The sequence below is a fragment of the Streptomyces sp. NPDC050546 genome, from assembly GCF_044457425.1.
Taxonomy (GTDB): Bacteria; Actinomycetota; Actinomycetes; order Streptomycetales; family Streptomycetaceae; genus Streptomyces.
The window spans coordinates 185,983-199,864 of sequence record NZ_JBITGX010000008.1; the positions used below are offsets into that span (position 1 = coordinate 185,983).

At 72.7% G+C, this 13,882-nt stretch carries 12 protein-coding genes; 5 read left to right on the forward strand and 7 right to left on the reverse strand.

From position 1 onward, the window contains the following. Positions 1-19: 19 nt before the first annotated feature. Complete coding sequence (gene hemE, locus ACIBK5_RS21300; protein ID WP_399021443.1) at positions 20-1,087, forward strand: uroporphyrinogen decarboxylase; 1,068 nt, start codon at positions 20-22, stop codon at positions 1,085-1,087. Between the two features lie 81 nt (positions 1,088-1,168). On the opposite strand, the gene ACIBK5_RS21305 is transcribed toward hemE, so the two are convergent. From ACIBK5_RS21305 to ACIBK5_RS21320, 4 genes are all read right to left on the reverse strand, one after another. After that, entirely contained in the window at positions 1,169-2,371 is a 1,203-nt protein-coding gene (locus tag ACIBK5_RS21305; RefSeq protein WP_399021444.1) for an MFS transporter, read from the reverse strand. Between the two features lie 67 nt (positions 2,372-2,438). Next, positions 2,439-3,512 carry a Gfo/Idh/MocA family protein gene (locus ACIBK5_RS21310; RefSeq protein WP_399021445.1) on the reverse strand — a complete coding sequence of 358 codons (1,074 nt, stop codon included), beginning with the start codon at positions 3,510-3,512 and terminating at the stop codon, positions 2,439-2,441. Between the two features lie 57 nt (positions 3,513-3,569). Beyond that, positions 3,570-4,454 (reverse strand): HAD-IIB family hydrolase, encoded by an 885-nt coding sequence (locus tag ACIBK5_RS21315; RefSeq protein WP_399021446.1) that lies wholly within the window; start codon positions 4,452-4,454, stop codon positions 3,570-3,572. Then, the gene (locus ACIBK5_RS21320; protein ID WP_399021447.1) at positions 4,451-5,818 is read right to left on the reverse strand and encodes a DegT/DnrJ/EryC1/StrS family aminotransferase; all 1,368 of its coding nucleotides are present in this window, start codon (positions 5,816-5,818) and stop codon (positions 4,451-4,453) included. The genes ACIBK5_RS21315 and ACIBK5_RS21320 overlap by 4 nt, the downstream gene beginning before the upstream one ends. Positions 5,819-6,101: 283 nt before the next feature. On the opposite strand from ACIBK5_RS21320, the gene ACIBK5_RS21325 reads away from it, so the two are divergent. Beyond that, positions 6,102-6,878 carry a helix-turn-helix domain-containing protein gene (locus ACIBK5_RS21325; protein WP_399021448.1) on the forward strand — a complete coding sequence of 259 codons (777 nt, stop codon included), beginning with the start codon at positions 6,102-6,104 and terminating at the stop codon, positions 6,876-6,878. Between the two features lie 127 nt (positions 6,879-7,005). Then, the gene (locus tag ACIBK5_RS21330; RefSeq protein WP_184589326.1) at positions 7,006-7,335 is read left to right on the forward strand and encodes a hypothetical protein; all 330 of its coding nucleotides are present in this window, start codon (positions 7,006-7,008) and stop codon (positions 7,333-7,335) included. A gap of 111 nt (positions 7,336-7,446) precedes the next feature. Here ACIBK5_RS21330 and ACIBK5_RS21335 read toward each other — a convergent pair whose 3' ends face one another. Both ACIBK5_RS21335 and ACIBK5_RS21340 read right to left on the reverse strand, forming a co-directional pair. After that, positions 7,447-8,844: an FAD-dependent oxidoreductase gene (locus ACIBK5_RS21335; RefSeq protein WP_399021449.1), complete on the reverse strand. Its 1,398-nt coding sequence runs from the start codon at positions 8,842-8,844 to the stop codon at positions 7,447-7,449. Positions 8,845-8,871: 27 nt separating this feature from the next. Beyond that, positions 8,872-9,879, reverse strand: coding sequence for a DUF4349 domain-containing protein (locus ACIBK5_RS21340; protein WP_399021450.1), 1,008 nt, complete (start codon positions 9,877-9,879; stop codon positions 8,872-8,874). Positions 9,880-10,037: 158 nt separating this feature from the next. On the opposite strand from ACIBK5_RS21340, the gene hemG reads away from it, so the two are divergent. Beyond that, positions 10,038-11,501: a protoporphyrinogen oxidase gene (gene hemG, locus ACIBK5_RS21345; protein WP_399021451.1), complete on the forward strand. Its 1,464-nt coding sequence runs from the start codon at positions 10,038-10,040 to the stop codon at positions 11,499-11,501. A gap of 4 nt (positions 11,502-11,505) precedes the next feature. Further along, a complete protein-coding gene (gene hemQ, locus ACIBK5_RS21350; RefSeq protein WP_399021452.1) occupies positions 11,506-12,237 on the forward strand; it encodes a hydrogen peroxide-dependent heme synthase in 732 nt (243 codons plus the stop codon). Here hemQ and ACIBK5_RS21355 read toward each other — a convergent pair whose 3' ends face one another. Then, entirely contained in the window at positions 12,238-13,851 is a 1,614-nt protein-coding gene (locus ACIBK5_RS21355) for an alpha/beta hydrolase (protein ID WP_399021453.1), read from the reverse strand. Positions 13,852-13,882 lie beyond the last annotated feature (31 nt).

Sequence of the window (13,882 nt, forward strand, 5' to 3'; positions counted from 1 at the left end):
GCGTGCGAAACTTGGCCCCGTGAGTGCCAACGACGCCCCCCGGGCCCAGCAGCCGTCCGCCACGTACGACTCAGCCTTCCTCAAGGCCTGCCGGCGCGAGCCCGTGCCGCACACTCCGGTGTGGTTCATGCGGCAGGCCGGGCGCTCACTGCCGGAGTACCGCAAGGTCCGCGAGGGCGTTCCGATGCTCGAGTCCTGCATGCGGCCGGAACTGGTCACCGAGATCACGCTCCAGCCGGTGCGCCGGCACGACGTGGACGCGGCGATCTACTTCAGCGACATCGTCGTCCCGCTCAAGGCCATCGGCGTCGACCTCGACATCAAGCCCGGCGTCGGCCCGGTCGTCGAGCGCCCGATCCGTACCCGGGCGGACCTCGCGCAGCTGCGCGACCTGACCCCCGAGGACGTCTCCTACGTCACCGAGGCCATCGGCCTGCTGACGCGCGAGCTCGGCGCCACGCCCCTCATCGGCTTCGCCGGCGCCCCGTTCACCCTCGCCAGCTACCTCGTCGAGGGCGGTCCGTCCCGCACGTACGAGAACGCCAAGGCGATGATGTACGGCGACCCCGAGCTCTGGGCCGACCTGCTCGACCGCCTCGCGGACATCACGACCGCCTTCCTCAAGGTGCAGATCGAGGCGGGCGCCTCCGCGGTCCAGCTGTTCGACTCCTGGGCCGGCGCCCTGGCCCCCGTCGACTACCGGCGTTCGGTGCTGCCCGCCTCGGCGAAGGTCTTCGAGGCCGTGGCCGGCTACGGCGTCCCGCGCATCCACTTCGGTGTCGGCACCGGCGAGTTGCTGGGCCTCATGGGCGAGGCCGGCGCGGACGTCGTCGGCGTCGACTGGCGCGTCCCGCTGGACGAGGCCGTCCGCCGCGTCGGCCCCGGCAAGGCGCTCCAGGGCAATCTCGACCCGACCGTGCTGTTCGCCCCGACGGAGGCCGTCGAGGCGAAGACCCGGGAGGTCCTGGACGCGGCGGCGGGCCTGGAGGGCCATGTCTTCAACCTCGGCCACGGCGTCATGCCGTCCACCGACCCGGACGCGCTGACGCGGCTCGTGGAGTACGTCCACACGCACACCGGGCGCTGACCCGACCCGGACCTCAGCCACCCGCGCGGGCCGGCCAGAGCCTGGCCTCAGCCACCCGCGCGGGCCGGCCAGACCCGGACCTCACGTACCCGCGCGGGTCGCCCGGATCAGCCACCAGGTGGCCGCCAGGCAGCCCGCGGCGGGCAGGGCCAGCAGCACCGGTACGGCGTCCACACCGGCCAGTTCGATGCCCTTGCCCAGCACCGGCCCGGCCGCGACCCCGCCGATCATCGAGGCGGCGATGACGTAGGCCCCCGCCCGCCGCGCCCGCGGCACCGCCCGGGACAGCCACGGCAGCCCCGTGGGGAAGATCGGCGCGTGGAACAGGCCGACACCGGCGTACGCGTAGGGGGCTGCCGCCGGGATCAGGGCCAGCAGGAGGCAGACCACCATGCCGACGGAACTGACCACCATGATGGTCTGAACCGACCAGCGCAGCGTCAGCGGTGCGACCAGCAGCCGCCCCACGGTCACCATCAGCCAGAAGGCCGAGGTCGCCGTGGCCGCGGTCGCCGCGTCGTGCCCGACGGACTCCAGATGCGTCGGCTCCCAGCCGCCGACCCCGGTCTCCACCGCCACCATCAGGACGTACAGCGCGATGAAGACCGAGACGACCAGGGCAGCCGACGCCCGCAACCCGGGCCCCGGGGCATCGGCGTCCGCGGCGGGCGGCGGGGCGGGCGCCTCCCCGCCCTCGCGGACGCCGCGCTGCGCCAGGACCAGTACGGCGGACAGTGCGGCGAACCCGGCGAAGACCGCCGGGTACTCGCCCGGGCCCAGCAGCCCCAGGAGCGCGGGACCGCCCACGGCACCCAGGCCGTATGCCGCGCCGATGATGTTGAGCATCGCCGGGCTGCGGCGGCCGAACCCCACCGAGAACAGCTGGTTGAGTCCGTAGTCGATGCCGCCGAAGCCCACCCCGGTCAGCAGCGCGCAGGCCAGCGCCCACGGCCAGGCGGAGGCCAGCGCGAAGCCGGCCCCACCGAGCGCCATCAGCGCGTACGAGGCGGACAGCAGCGTTCTGTTGCCCAGCCGCCCGTGCACCCGGTTGAGCAGCAGCACACCGGCCACACCGCCGACGAAGTGAGCGCTCAGGCTCAGCCCGGCGGCGGCCGGCGACAGGCCGAACTCCGTGCGGAACGCGGGGATCGCCGGACCGTACAGCGCCTGCAGGGCCCCGATCAGGGCGAAGCCCACGCACGAGGCGACGACGGCGAACGGGCTGAACAGGGGCCGCGCCACAGCGGTGTCGTGCGGCGCGGCCCGCGTCGAGGTCCCGGTCAAGAGACGTTCCTCTTCCTCGCGATACCCCCGAGCCGGCGGGTGCCCCCGCCCTGTGCGTCGCGCGGTGTCACGAGGGCACCGCGGCGGCCAGCGCGTCCTGCTCGTCGCCGGCTAGCAGGCGCTCCAGCACCCGCTGGCTGCGCAGCCCGTCGCCGAAGCGGGCCAGCGCGCTGCCGGCGCCGCGCGCGCCGGCGGTGTCCTGCGCGGAGACCGCGTCGCGCCATTCCCGCAACTGGTGCCGGAACGTGTCGCTCCATCCGGGCACCTCACCGGGCGGCGAGGTGAGCGTCTCCTCACGGGCGAACGTGCCCTGCTCCCAGGTGACACGGGACTTCAGGAAGTACGTCGTGTCGTCCTTGGAGTGGTAGTACAGCTCCTTGCGATCGCCGATGATCTTCAGCGAGAAGCCGAGTTCCTCCGGCAGCGAGGACTTGGAGGTGACCAGGTTGAAGAAGGTGCCGTTCTCCAGACGGCCGCTGACGAAGGCGTAGTCGTCGACCTGGACGTCCTGGCCCTCCTTCTGCGGCACGTTGACCTGGAGCTTGGTGCGGCAGCTCGTGCTGTCGACCGGGCTGTCGAAGAGCCGGTCCAGCATGTCGACCAGATGCACGCCCAGGTCGCCGAGGGAGCCGCTGGTGGAACGGCCCAGCGCGCTGTCCCGCCAGGTGAAACGGGAGCGGGTCAGGGCGCTGCCGCGCCGGAAGGCGGCCTCCGCGAAGAGGATGGAGCCCAGCTCCCCGCTCCGCACCAGGTTCCTGATCTCGCCGATGGCCTCCAGATAGCGGTAGTTGAAGCCCATGGCGCAGACCAGGCCGCTCTCCTCGGCCAGCGCGGTGATGCGCTCGGCCTCCGCGACCGTCGTCGTCATCGGCTTCTCGCACAGCACGTGCCTGCCGTGCCGGACGGCCTCCTCGGCGTAGTCGGCGTGCGTGTGGTTGGGCGAGGCGATGACGACCGCGCCGACATGCCGGTACAGCTCGGTCGTCGAGGAGAAGACGGGGCAGCCGAAGCGCTCGGCCAGCTCCGTCGCCTTGTCGGGCAGCACGTCGTACACGCCGGCCGGTACGACGCCGGGGACGGTCTCGGCGGCGCGCAGGTGGGCGAGGGCGATGCCGCCGGCGCCGATGATTCCTAACTGCATGTTCTGCCTCTCTCAGGGACGGTCCAGCGGCCCGGACGCAGCGGGCCGGGGAGCGGTTCAGTGGCCGAGGTGGTGACGGAAGGCGGTGAGGAGGGCCTGGGCGTGGGGGTGCGGCGACACCCGCGTGAAGCGGCTCCTGGCCTCGGGTGTGCAGTTGGCGACGAGGTAGCCGTGGCGCACGGCGCCCAGCATCTCCAGGTCGTTGCCGCTGTCGCCGAACGCGAGGGTGCGCTCCGGTGCGACGCCGTAGCGGGCGCACAGATGCCGGACGACGTTGCGCTTGCCGCACACCGGCGGGAGGAAGTCGACGTCGTAGCAGTCGGCCGGGTCCCCGGTGGCCGGGTTGCAGCGGCTGATGTTGAGCCCGAGGCCGTACTCGTGGGCGACGTCGCGCACGAGGTCCAGGCTCCGCTCGTCGCGCCGCGGGTCGCCGAGGGAGCGGAAGTAGTAGTTGACCAGGAACTCGGTGGGGTTCCCGGTGTGCGGGTCGTGCTGCGGGAACAGCTCGGTCCCGTGCCGGGCGAGCCGCTCCACGGCCGTCTCCACCCGGTCCCGGTCGAACCCGCTGTCCCGCAGCAGCTGCCGCCACTCGGGGTCGGGACGGGCGACGCCGTCGGGGAAGAACGTCAGCTCGGTGCCGAGCGCACCGGCCACGAAGTGCGGCAGGACGCGGGCGCCGCAGCGCGCCATCTTCTCCCGCACGGAGGACAGCGAGCTGCCGGTGACCCAGCCGAACAGCAGACCGTGCCCGACTGCCTCGGTCAGCAGGAACTCCTCCAGCGCGGCCAGGTGGGCGCGTTGCGCGGGGGTCGCGGCATGGGCCAGGTACGTCTCGTCGAAGTCGGAGAACGCGGCCCAGCCCACCGGGTCCGGCAGGCGCAGACGGGGCGGCGGACCGAGGTCCGGGCCGCCGTCGGCCTGGAACGGCAGGGTGCCGGTCATGCCGCCGCCCGGCGCGTCGCCGCGTACAGGGCCTCGACCACGCGGTCCTGCTCGCCGAGGGAAAGCCCCGCGTGCAGCGGCAGATGCAGCACCCGGTCGTGCAGCCACTCGGTCCGCGGCAGATGCGCCTGCCCGAAGAACCGTTCGCGCACCGGTGTCTCCTGCCGGTGCGTCAGGACCGGGTAGTAGACGTCCGTCTCCACCCGGCCCGGCCGCGCCAGCCGCTCCAGCAGCGCGTCCCGGGCCGCCGCACCGCCGGGCACGAGGACGGGGAACAGATGCCAGGAGTGGTCGGGAGCGAAGGCGGGCGTCTCGATCACACCCTCCTCGGCCAGCGGCCGCAGCGCCTCGACGTAGCGCCGGGCCAGATACGTACGCCGCAGCCCGCGCAGACCGGTCCAGGGCAGCAGGGCCAGGCCGATCGCGGCCATGGTGTTGTCGATGCGCGAGTTGAGCCCGAACGCCTCGGACTTGACGTTCTTCCGGCCCGGCGCGAAGCCGTGGTAGCCGAGCACCCGGCAGCGCTCGGCGATCTCGGCCGAGCCGGTGACCACGGCACCGGCCTTCCCGCACAGCCCGACGTTCTTGTACGGGTTGAAGCTGAGGGCCGCCGCGTCGGAGTACCGGCCGACGCCGGTCACCCCGATCGCCTGGCAGGCGTCCTCGACGATCCGCAGCCCGTGCCGGTCGGCGACGGCCCGCAGTCCGGCCATGTCGGCGAGCTTGCCGTACAGATGGACCGGGAGCAGCGCCACGGTGCGCGGGGTGATCTGCTCCGCCACCGACCCGGGGTCCAGGTTGCCGTCCGGCGTGGTCACATCGGCGAGTACGGGTACGGCACCGCAGGCGAACACCGCGTTCTCGGTGGCGGCGAAGCTGTTGGCCGGCAGGATCACCTCGTCGCCCGGCTCGACGCCCACGGCGCGCAGGGCGATGGTGAGCGCGTCCGTCCCGCTGCCGGTCGCGACGGCGCAGGACAGCCCGGCATGGCCGGCGACGGCGTCCTCGAAGGCCGTGACGGCGGAACCGCTCGTGAACTCGCAGCTCTCCAGCACCCGTGCGAAGGCGTCGGAGGCGGCGCTCTTCTCACGCGGTGACAGGAGCCGTTCCTTGGGCAGGAAGGGGACGTTCGAAACCGGCCCCGGCTCGGGGAAGAGGGAGGCGACGAACAGGTCGGGATCTCCCGGAGAGGAGTTCCACGACGAAAGGGTCTTCGCCAGTTGCCGGTTGGCGAGGGTGTCCCGTAAAGGCTGGGCCACCCTCATGCCCCGGGCGAGATCCTCGGCCACGCGGTGCAGGCTGCGGCTGTCGCCGAGGAGGAGCGAACCGGTGAGCGTGCCGGGTTCGGCGGTGGAGACGGTCATGCGTACTCCTTGCGTTCGGATAGGCGTTCAGACAGCGCGGCCAGACAGCGAGGAAATCCTGGCGTGAACGCGTGCGCATGGGTGTGGAATGCGAATTGTTTGACGGTCGAATAGCACTCGGATGCATTCCGTGGGGAATGCGTGAGTGCCCTACGTCGGCGATGCTGTCAGCGGTCGACAAGATGCGTCAACCGGCAGCTTTTTGCCGGAAGCTTCGCATGCCACCCCAGCCCTTGTTACGGTGTGTTCCCCCGGCAATACGCAGAGGGAGTGTTTCCGAGCGGTGTCACGTCATGTCCAGTCTGTTTCTTCACTGCCCGATCTGCTGCGCGCCTGGCGCGTCGACGCGGGAAACAAAATGAACAGAGGAAGACCCTTACCTCAAATAGAGGTTGCAGAGCGTATGGGTGTCAGCGAACGCTGGTATCGGAATCTAGAAACCGGGCTGCACGCCCCGCTTTCCGGCGAAATACTCGAGCGCCTTTCCCGCGCCCTGCTGCTCGGCCCCGACGAACGCATGGCTCTGTACGGGCATGCCCTCGGCGGTGCCGGCGGGCAGCCGGCCGGGGGCGAGGACCCGGACGAGGTCCCCGACGCCCTCGCCGAACTCGCCTCGGCGCAGACCGGCTTCCCCACCTACCTCACCGACCAGACGTGGAACCTCCTCGACCACAACGCGGCCATGGCCCGCTGGTTCCCCTGGGTCCGGGAGCCCGGTGCCAATCTGATGCGCTGGGCACTGACCACGGCCGAGGCCCGCGAGCAGATCGTGGACTGGCGCCCGCACGCCGCGCAGTACCTCGCCCTGCTGCGTTTCGCGCTGGTGACCCGTCCCGACGACGCCGACCTCGGCGCGCTGCGCGACGCCGTCCTCGACGACCCTGTGTGCCGCGACCTCTGGGACCAGAGCCCCAAGGTGCTCGCCTACCGGCACGGCCACCGCTACGAACTGCGCCTGCCCCACGTCTGTCCGGAGACCCTCACCGTCACCTCGCAGGTGCTGCTTCCCGCGTACCGGCAGGAACTTCGCTATGTGCTGCTGCTGCCCGTGAACCCGTGAACCCGTGAACCCGAGAACGCGGCAATCGCCGAGCCCGGTGAACGCTGCCCCGGGGGCGTGCGTATGTGTCGGCAACCGCCCGCGGCGCGGGGAAGGCGGGTCGCGGGGCCGACGTGAGGAACAGGCGATGAACGACCGAGTTACTCCCGCGATGCACGCACTGCCCGACGGCGAGGCGGAGCTCACGCTGGTGGTGCGGCTGCCGTGGGAGGACGTGGCGCGTCTCGGCCAGGAGGCCGGGCGGCTGGCGTCCCAGATGCGGCGGCCCGTGACGCTGGAGGAGGCGGTGAGCCATCGGCTGCGTTCGTCGCGGGCCGCAGCGCACGCGAAGCCGGCGGGGGAGCAGCCGCCGGCGGTGACGGCTTCGGCGTCGGTGTCGTCCTTGCCGTCTCGGCCGCCGGCGGAGCAGGCGCGGCAGGCCATTGACCGGATCAACGGGACGGCCGGGACCGCGTAGGGCTTCGCCGTAGGGGTGCGGGTGCGTCGCCGGGTGCGGGCGCGCTGTGGTTGCTCGCGCAGTTCCCCGCGCCCCTAAAAACTTGCGCAGTTCCCCGCGCCCCTGAAAAGACTATGAAGTCTCGCGGACCCTTGCCGCCGCCTTGCGGGCCGCTACCAGGACCGGGTCCCAGACGGGGGAGAAGGGTGGGGCGTAGCCGAGGTCCAGGGTCGTCATCTGTTCTGCCGTCATGCCCGCCGTGAGCGCGACGGCCGCGATGTCGACGCGCTTGCCCGCGCCCTCCCTGCCCACGATCTGGACGCCGAGGAGGCGGCCCGTGCGGTGTTCGGCGAGCATCTTGACCGTCATGGGGGAGGAGTTCGGGTAGTAGCCGGCACGGCTCGTCGACTCGATGGTGACCGTCTCGAAGCGCAGGCCCACGCGCTGGGCGTCCTTCTCGCGCAGTCCCGTGCGCGCGATCTCCAGGTCGCAGACCTTGCTGACCGCCGTGCCGACCACGCCCGGGAACGTGGCGTAGCCGCCGCCGGCGTTGGTGCCGATGACCTGGCCGTGCTTGTTGGCGTGGGTGCCGAGCGGGATGTGCCGTTGCTGGCCGGAGACCAGGTCGAGGACCTCGACGCAGTCGCCGCCGGCCCAGATGTTCTCGTACCCGCGCACCCGCATCGATCGGTCGGTGAGCAGACCGTGGTGCGTGCCGAGCGGGAGGCCGGCCGCCTTCGCGAGCGTCGTCTCGGGGCGTACCCCGATGCCGAGCACGACGACGTCCGCCGGGAAGTCGCGGTCCTTCGTGGCCACCGCGCGTACCCGGCCGTCCTCCCCCGTCAGGATCTCCGTGACCTCGGAGTCGTTCACCATCCTGATGCCCAGGCCCTCCATGGCCTCGTGCACCAGGCGGCCCATGTCGGGGTCCAGGGTCGACATGGGCTCGCTGCCGCGGTTGACGACCGTCACCTCGTAGCCGCGGTTGATGAGCGCCTCGGCCATCTCCACGCCGATGTAGCCGGCCCCCACGACCACCGCCCGGCGGCCACGCGTGCGTGCCAGCGTGTCGAGCAGAGCCTGGCCGTCGTCCAGCGTCTGCACCCCGTGCACCCCGGGCGCGTCGACCCCGGGCAGGTCGGGCCGGATCGGCCGGGCGCCGGTCGCGATCACGAGTTTGTCGTACGACGTCCAGGCCTCGGCGCCGGAGCCGACGTCACGCGCGCGTACCCGCTGTCCGTCGGGGTCGAGTTCGGTGACCTCGGTGCGCAGCCGCAGATCGATGTCCCGCGCGCGGTGTTCCTCGGGGGTGCGGGCGATGAGCCGGTCCCGGTCGGGGACGTCGCCGCCCACCCAGTAGGGGATGCCGCAGGCCGAGTACGACGTGAAGTTGCCGCGCTCGAACGCCACGATCTCCAGCTCGTCGGGCTTGTTCAGACGTCGTGCCTGCGACGCCGCGGACATCCCCGCGGCGTCGCCGCCGATCACGACCAGTCGCTCCCGTGTACCGCGCGTACGGTTCATGCTCATGCGAACACGCTACGGGAGCCGGGCATTTCAGTCCTGCTCGCCGGGCGTGCGCGGCTGCCCGGACTCCGGGGCCGGGCGGGCCGTCGGCAGCGGGCCCAGCGCGCTCATCGCGGGCGACGCGGGCCGCGGGCGGCGCGGGAGGCGGGGGCGCACGACACGCAGCCACAGCAGCGTGATCAGGGCCGCCACCGCGGCGAACGGCAGGACCGCGCCGAGGGCCACCGCGAGCCAGCGCAGCATCGTCACGAACGCGTTCCAGCCGCCCGCGAGCGCGTCCACGAAGCCCGGGTCGTCGTCCTTCGCCTCCTTCTTCTTCGCCGGGGTCTCGGACAGCGAGAGGGTGATGGTGGCCAGGCTCGTGCGGTCCTTCAGGGACGTCTGGCGGGCGAGCAGCGCCTCCAGGTCGGCCTGGCGGGTGCTCAGCTCGCCCTCCAGGGTCACCACGTCACTGAGCTTGGTGGCCTGGTCCATCAGCTCGCGGATCCGGGCCACGCTCGCGCGCTGCGACTTGATCCGGCTCTCCACGTCCACGACCTGGTCGGTGACGTCCTCGGCCTTGGCGCTGCGGTCGAGGAGCTTTCCGGCGCCCTCCAGCTCCGCGAGGACCTCGTCGTACTTCTCGACGGGCACGCGCAGCACGACCCGGGTCCGCTCGTGGCCGTCCTCGTCCCGGGTGGTGGTCTCGTTGCCGACGTAGCCGCCCGCGTTCTCGGTGCCGGTACGGGCCTCGTCCAGGGCCTTGGGGACGTCCTTGACCCGCACGGTCAGCGAGGCGGTGCGGATGATGTGGTTCGCGGTGAGCTTCGGCGGCGCGGTCGCCCGGGCTCCGCTTCCGGCGGCGCCGGGCGCGGCCTCCTGCACGCCGGACGTGTCGCCCGCCTTCTCGTCGGCCTGCGGCGCGGCGACTCCGTGGTCGGCGGAGCTGCCGGCGGAGTCCTCGCCCGCGCCGCTGCATCCGGTGAGCGCGAGGGCCGCGGCCAGCAGGACGGCGGCCAGAGTCGGTGCGGGATGGCGTGCGGGTCGTCGTGTGCGCATGAGGGCTTCCCCCGGGGTTCGATTCCGCTGACGCTCCTTCGACGCCCGGGCGGCGCCGGACGTTTGGTCCTGGCCGGTTCCGATGCGGTCACGGTCGGGACTCGTCCGGGACACCGGGGCCCGGCGGCGCTGTCAGTGGGGTCTGAGAGGCTGGACACATGCGCGAAGGTCAAGCCCGTGCGGGCACGGGACACGTCATCGTCATCGGGGCCGGCATCGCGGGCCTGGCCGCGGCACACCGGCTGCTGGAGCGCGGGGCGCGGGTGACCGTGCTGGAGGCCTCCGACCGGGTCGGCGGCAAGCTGCTGCCCGGGGAGATCGCGGGTGCGCGCGTGGACCTCGGCGCCGAGTCGATGCTGGCCCGCCGCCCCGAGGCGGTGGCGCTCGCGCGTGAGGTGGGCCTCGCCGACCGCCTCCAGCCCCCGGCCACCGCCACGGCCTCGATCTGGACCCGGGGCGCACTGCGCCCGATGCCCAAGGGGCATGTGATGGGCGTCCCCGGCACCGCCGCCGCCCTGTCCGGGCTGCTGTCCGACGAGGGCCTCGCCCGCATCGAGCTCGACGCCGAGCTGCCCCGCACCGAGGTCGGGGACGACGTGGCGGTCGGGGAGTACGTGGCGGAGCGTCTGGGCCGCGAGGTCGTGGACCGCCTGGTGGAGCCCCTGCTGGGCGGCGTGTACGCGGGCGACGCGTACCGCATCTCGATGCGCTCGGCCGTACCCCAGCTCTTCGAGGCCGCCCGCGGCCATGCCTCCCTGACGGAGGGGGTCCGCGAGATCCAGGCGAAGGCGGCCGCGGCCCAGCAGACCGGCCCGGTGTTCATGGGCCTCGAGGGCGGTGTGGGCACCCTGCCCCTCGCGGTGGCGGAGTCGGTCCGGGCCCGCGGGGGCGAGATCCTGACCGGGACGCCGGTGACGGAGCTGCGCCGCACCCCGACGGACGGCGGGTGGCGGGTCGTCTCCGGTGTGCACGTGTGGCACGCGGACGCGGTGGTCGTCGCCGTCCCTGCCCCGGCCGCCGCCGCCCTTCTGCGTACCGACAGCCCCGAGGCCGCCGCCGAGCTCGGAGCCGTCGAGTACGCCTCCATGGCCCTGATCACCCTCGCCTACCGCCGTGCCGAGGCGGACCTGCCCGACGGCAGCGGCTTCCTGGTGCCGCCGGTCGACGGACGCACCATCAAGGCCTCCACCTTCGCCTCACGGAAATGGGGCTGGATCGCCGACGAGAACCCCGACCTGCTCGTCCTGCGCACCTCTGTCGGGCGGTACGGCGAGACGGAGATCCTCGACCGCGACGACACCGACCTCGTGGCCGTCTCCCGGCGCGACCTGAAGGCGGCGACCGGCCTGGACGCCACACCCGTCGCCACCCGCGTCACCCGCTGGGACGACGGTCTGCCCCAGTACCCGGTCGGCCACCACGCGCGCGTGGCCCGCGTCCGCGAGCACCTCGCCGGACTGCCCGGGCTCGCCGTGTGCGGCGCCCCGTACGACGGCGTCGGCATCCCGGCCTGCATCGCGAGCGCCCATGCAGCCGTCGACCAGATCCAGGGTGACCTGCGGGGTGTGGAGGAGCTCACCGCCCACCCGGTGCAGAGCCTGCACGGCGGAGCAGGAGAATGAGGACATGAGCAACGACGACTCCACCCCCGAGACCGGCAGGATCCCGAACAAGGGCAAGCTGGCCAAGGACCTCAACGAGGTCATCCGCTACACGCTCTGGTCCGTCTTCAAGCTGAAGGACGTGCTCCCCGAGGACCGCGCCGGGTACGCCGACGAGGTCCAGGAGCTGTTCGACCAGCTCGCCGCGAAGGACGTGACGATCCGCGGCACGTACGACGTCTCGGGCCTGCGCGCCGACGCCGACGTCATGATCTGGTGGCACGCGGAGACCAGCGACGCGTTGCAGGAGGCGTACAACCTCTTCCGCCGCACAAAGCTGGGCCGGGCGCTCACGCCGGTGTGGTCGAACATGGCGCTGCACCGCCCCGCCGAGTTCAACCGCTCGCACATCCCGGCGTTCCTCGCCGACGAGACGCCCCGGAACTACGTGAGCGTCTACCCCTTCGTGCGCTCCTACGACTGGTACCTGCTGCCCGACGAGGACCGCCGCCGCATGCTCGCCGACCACGGCAAGATGGCCCGCGGCTACCCGGACGTGCGCGCCAACACCGTCGCGTCGTTCTCGCTCGGCGACTACGAGTGGCTCCTGGCCTTCGAGGCCGACGAGCTGTACCGCATCGTCGACCTCATGCGTCACCTGCGTGCCTCGGAGGCCCGTATGCACGTCCGCGAGGAGGTCCCGTTCTTCACGGGCCGCCGCAAGGACGTCGCCGAACTGGTCGCCGGTCTGGCCTGATCAGCGCAGCCGTCGCTCGGCCCCGGGCTGCTCCGGGGCCGTCGATCGCGGCTCGGGCTCGGCGTGCGGTGCGCACTGCGCGCGCCGTCCCGGCAGCCGGCCCTCCAGCAGATACGCCTCCAGGTGGCCGTTGACGCAGGCGTTCGGACCGCCCGCCAGGCCGTGCGCGCCCGCGTCGCGCTCCGTCACCAGGACCGAGCCCGCGAGGCGGCGGCGGAGTTCCAGGGCCCCGTCGTAGGGCGTTGCGGCGTCCCGCTCGGCGGCCAGGATCAGCGTCGGCGGGAGTCCGCCCGGCGCGGTGCCGACGTCGAGCGGCCGTTGCCGCGGTCCCGGCCAGTAGGCGCAGGGCAGGTTCGTCCACACGTTGTCCCAGGTCTCGAACGGCGCCGTCCGGGCGAGCCGGGTGTTGTCGCGGTCCCACACCTTCCAGTCCGTCGGCCAGGGGGCGTCGTTGCACTCGACGGCCAGGTACACCGCGCGGGTGTTCTCCGCCTCGGCGGCCGCCTCCGGGTACCGGCTCGCCTGCTCGACCAGCGGCTTGGGATCGCCCTTGAGGTACGCCGAGAGGGCGTGCGCGAGGAGCGGCCACTGGTCGTCGTAGTACCCGGCTTGAAGGAACGCCTCCTGCAACTGCCCCGGCCCGACCGTCCCGCCGGCCGGCTCGGCGGCCAGCCGCGCGTTCGCCCGCTCGTAGCGGCGCTGTACCTCGCGCGCGGTCCTGCCCAGCCCGTACACGCCGTCGTGCCGGGCGACCCACCTCCGGAAGTCCCGCCAGCGGCCCTCGAACGCCGCCGACTGGGCGAGGTTGTTGCGGTACCAGATCTCCGCCGGGTCGGGGTCGACCACCGAGTCGAACACCATCCGCCGTACGTGCGCGGGGAACAGCGTCGCGTACAGGGCCCCGAGGTAGGTGCCGTACGACGAGCCCAGGAACGTCAGCCGCGGCTCGCCGAGCGCGGCGCGCAGTACGTCCAGGTCGCGTGCGTTGTTCAGCGAGTGGTAGTGCCGCAGCGCGCTGCCGGCCCGCTCGGCGCAGCCGCGCGCGTACGCCTTCGCCTGGGCGACGCGCTCCTTCTTGAACGCCGCCGAGGGGTACGTCTGCGCCTGGGTGGGCGCCTTGAAGAACCGCTCGGGGTCCTGGCAGGACAGCGGCGCGGAAGTGCCGACGCCGCGCGGGGCGTAGCCGACGAGGTCGTAGGCGGCCGCGAGCCGCTTCCACTCGGGGAGCAGCCCGACGACCGGGAAGTACAGGCCGGTGGCGCCGGGCCCGCCGGGGTTGTAGACCAGGGCACCCTGCCGGCGGACCTTGCGCTTGCTGTTGTTCGGGTCCTTCTGCGTGGCCCGGGTCCGGCTGACGGCGAGCCGGATCTGCCGGCCGTTCGGCCGGGCGTAGTCCAGCGGGACGGTCACGGTGCCGCACCGCATGCCGCCCGGCAGGTCCTGCGCGTCGGCGCACGGGCCGAACCGGACACCGGCCGCCTTCGCGCGCGCGGCGGCCACCGCGGTGCCGTACAGCTCGGGCGCGGCGGGCCGGCCCTCGATGTCCGGCGCCCCGGTCAGGGCGCTCAACAGCAAGGATCCCGCTGCCGAGTAGAGGAGGGCGGCGGCTCTCATCGGATATCCCTTCGATGCACGGTGGCGACAA

What these genes read in the sequence shown, in the direction of transcription:
- ACIBK5_RS21330 (WP_184589326.1), top strand. Translation starts at nt 7,006, where the DNA reads ATGAACGACCGAGTTACTCCCGCGATGCACGCACTGCCCGACGGCGAG.
- ACIBK5_RS21315 (WP_399021446.1), bottom strand. Translation starts at nt 4,454, where the DNA reads ATGACCGGCACCCTGCCGTTCCAGGCCGACGGCGGCCCGGACCTCGGT.
- ACIBK5_RS21355 (WP_399021453.1), bottom strand. Translation starts at nt 13,851, where the DNA reads ATGAGAGCCGCCGCCCTCCTCTACTCGGCAGCGGGATCCTTGCTGTTG.
- hemQ (WP_399021452.1), top strand. Translation starts at nt 11,506, where the DNA reads ATGAGCAACGACGACTCCACCCCCGAGACCGGCAGGATCCCGAACAAG.
- ACIBK5_RS21320 (WP_399021447.1), bottom strand. Translation starts at nt 5,818, where the DNA reads ATGACCGTCTCCACCGCCGAACCCGGCACGCTCACCGGTTCGCTCCTC.
- ACIBK5_RS21335 (WP_399021449.1), bottom strand. Translation starts at nt 8,844, where the DNA reads ATGAGCATGAACCGTACGCGCGGTACACGGGAGCGACTGGTCGTGATC.
- ACIBK5_RS21310 (WP_399021445.1), bottom strand. Translation starts at nt 3,512, where the DNA reads ATGCAGTTAGGAATCATCGGCGCCGGCGGCATCGCCCTCGCCCACCTG.
- ACIBK5_RS21340 (WP_399021450.1), bottom strand. Translation starts at nt 9,879, where the DNA reads ATGCGCACACGACGACCCGCACGCCATCCCGCACCGACTCTGGCCGCC.
- hemG (WP_399021451.1), top strand. Translation starts at nt 10,038, where the DNA reads ATGCGCGAAGGTCAAGCCCGTGCGGGCACGGGACACGTCATCGTCATC.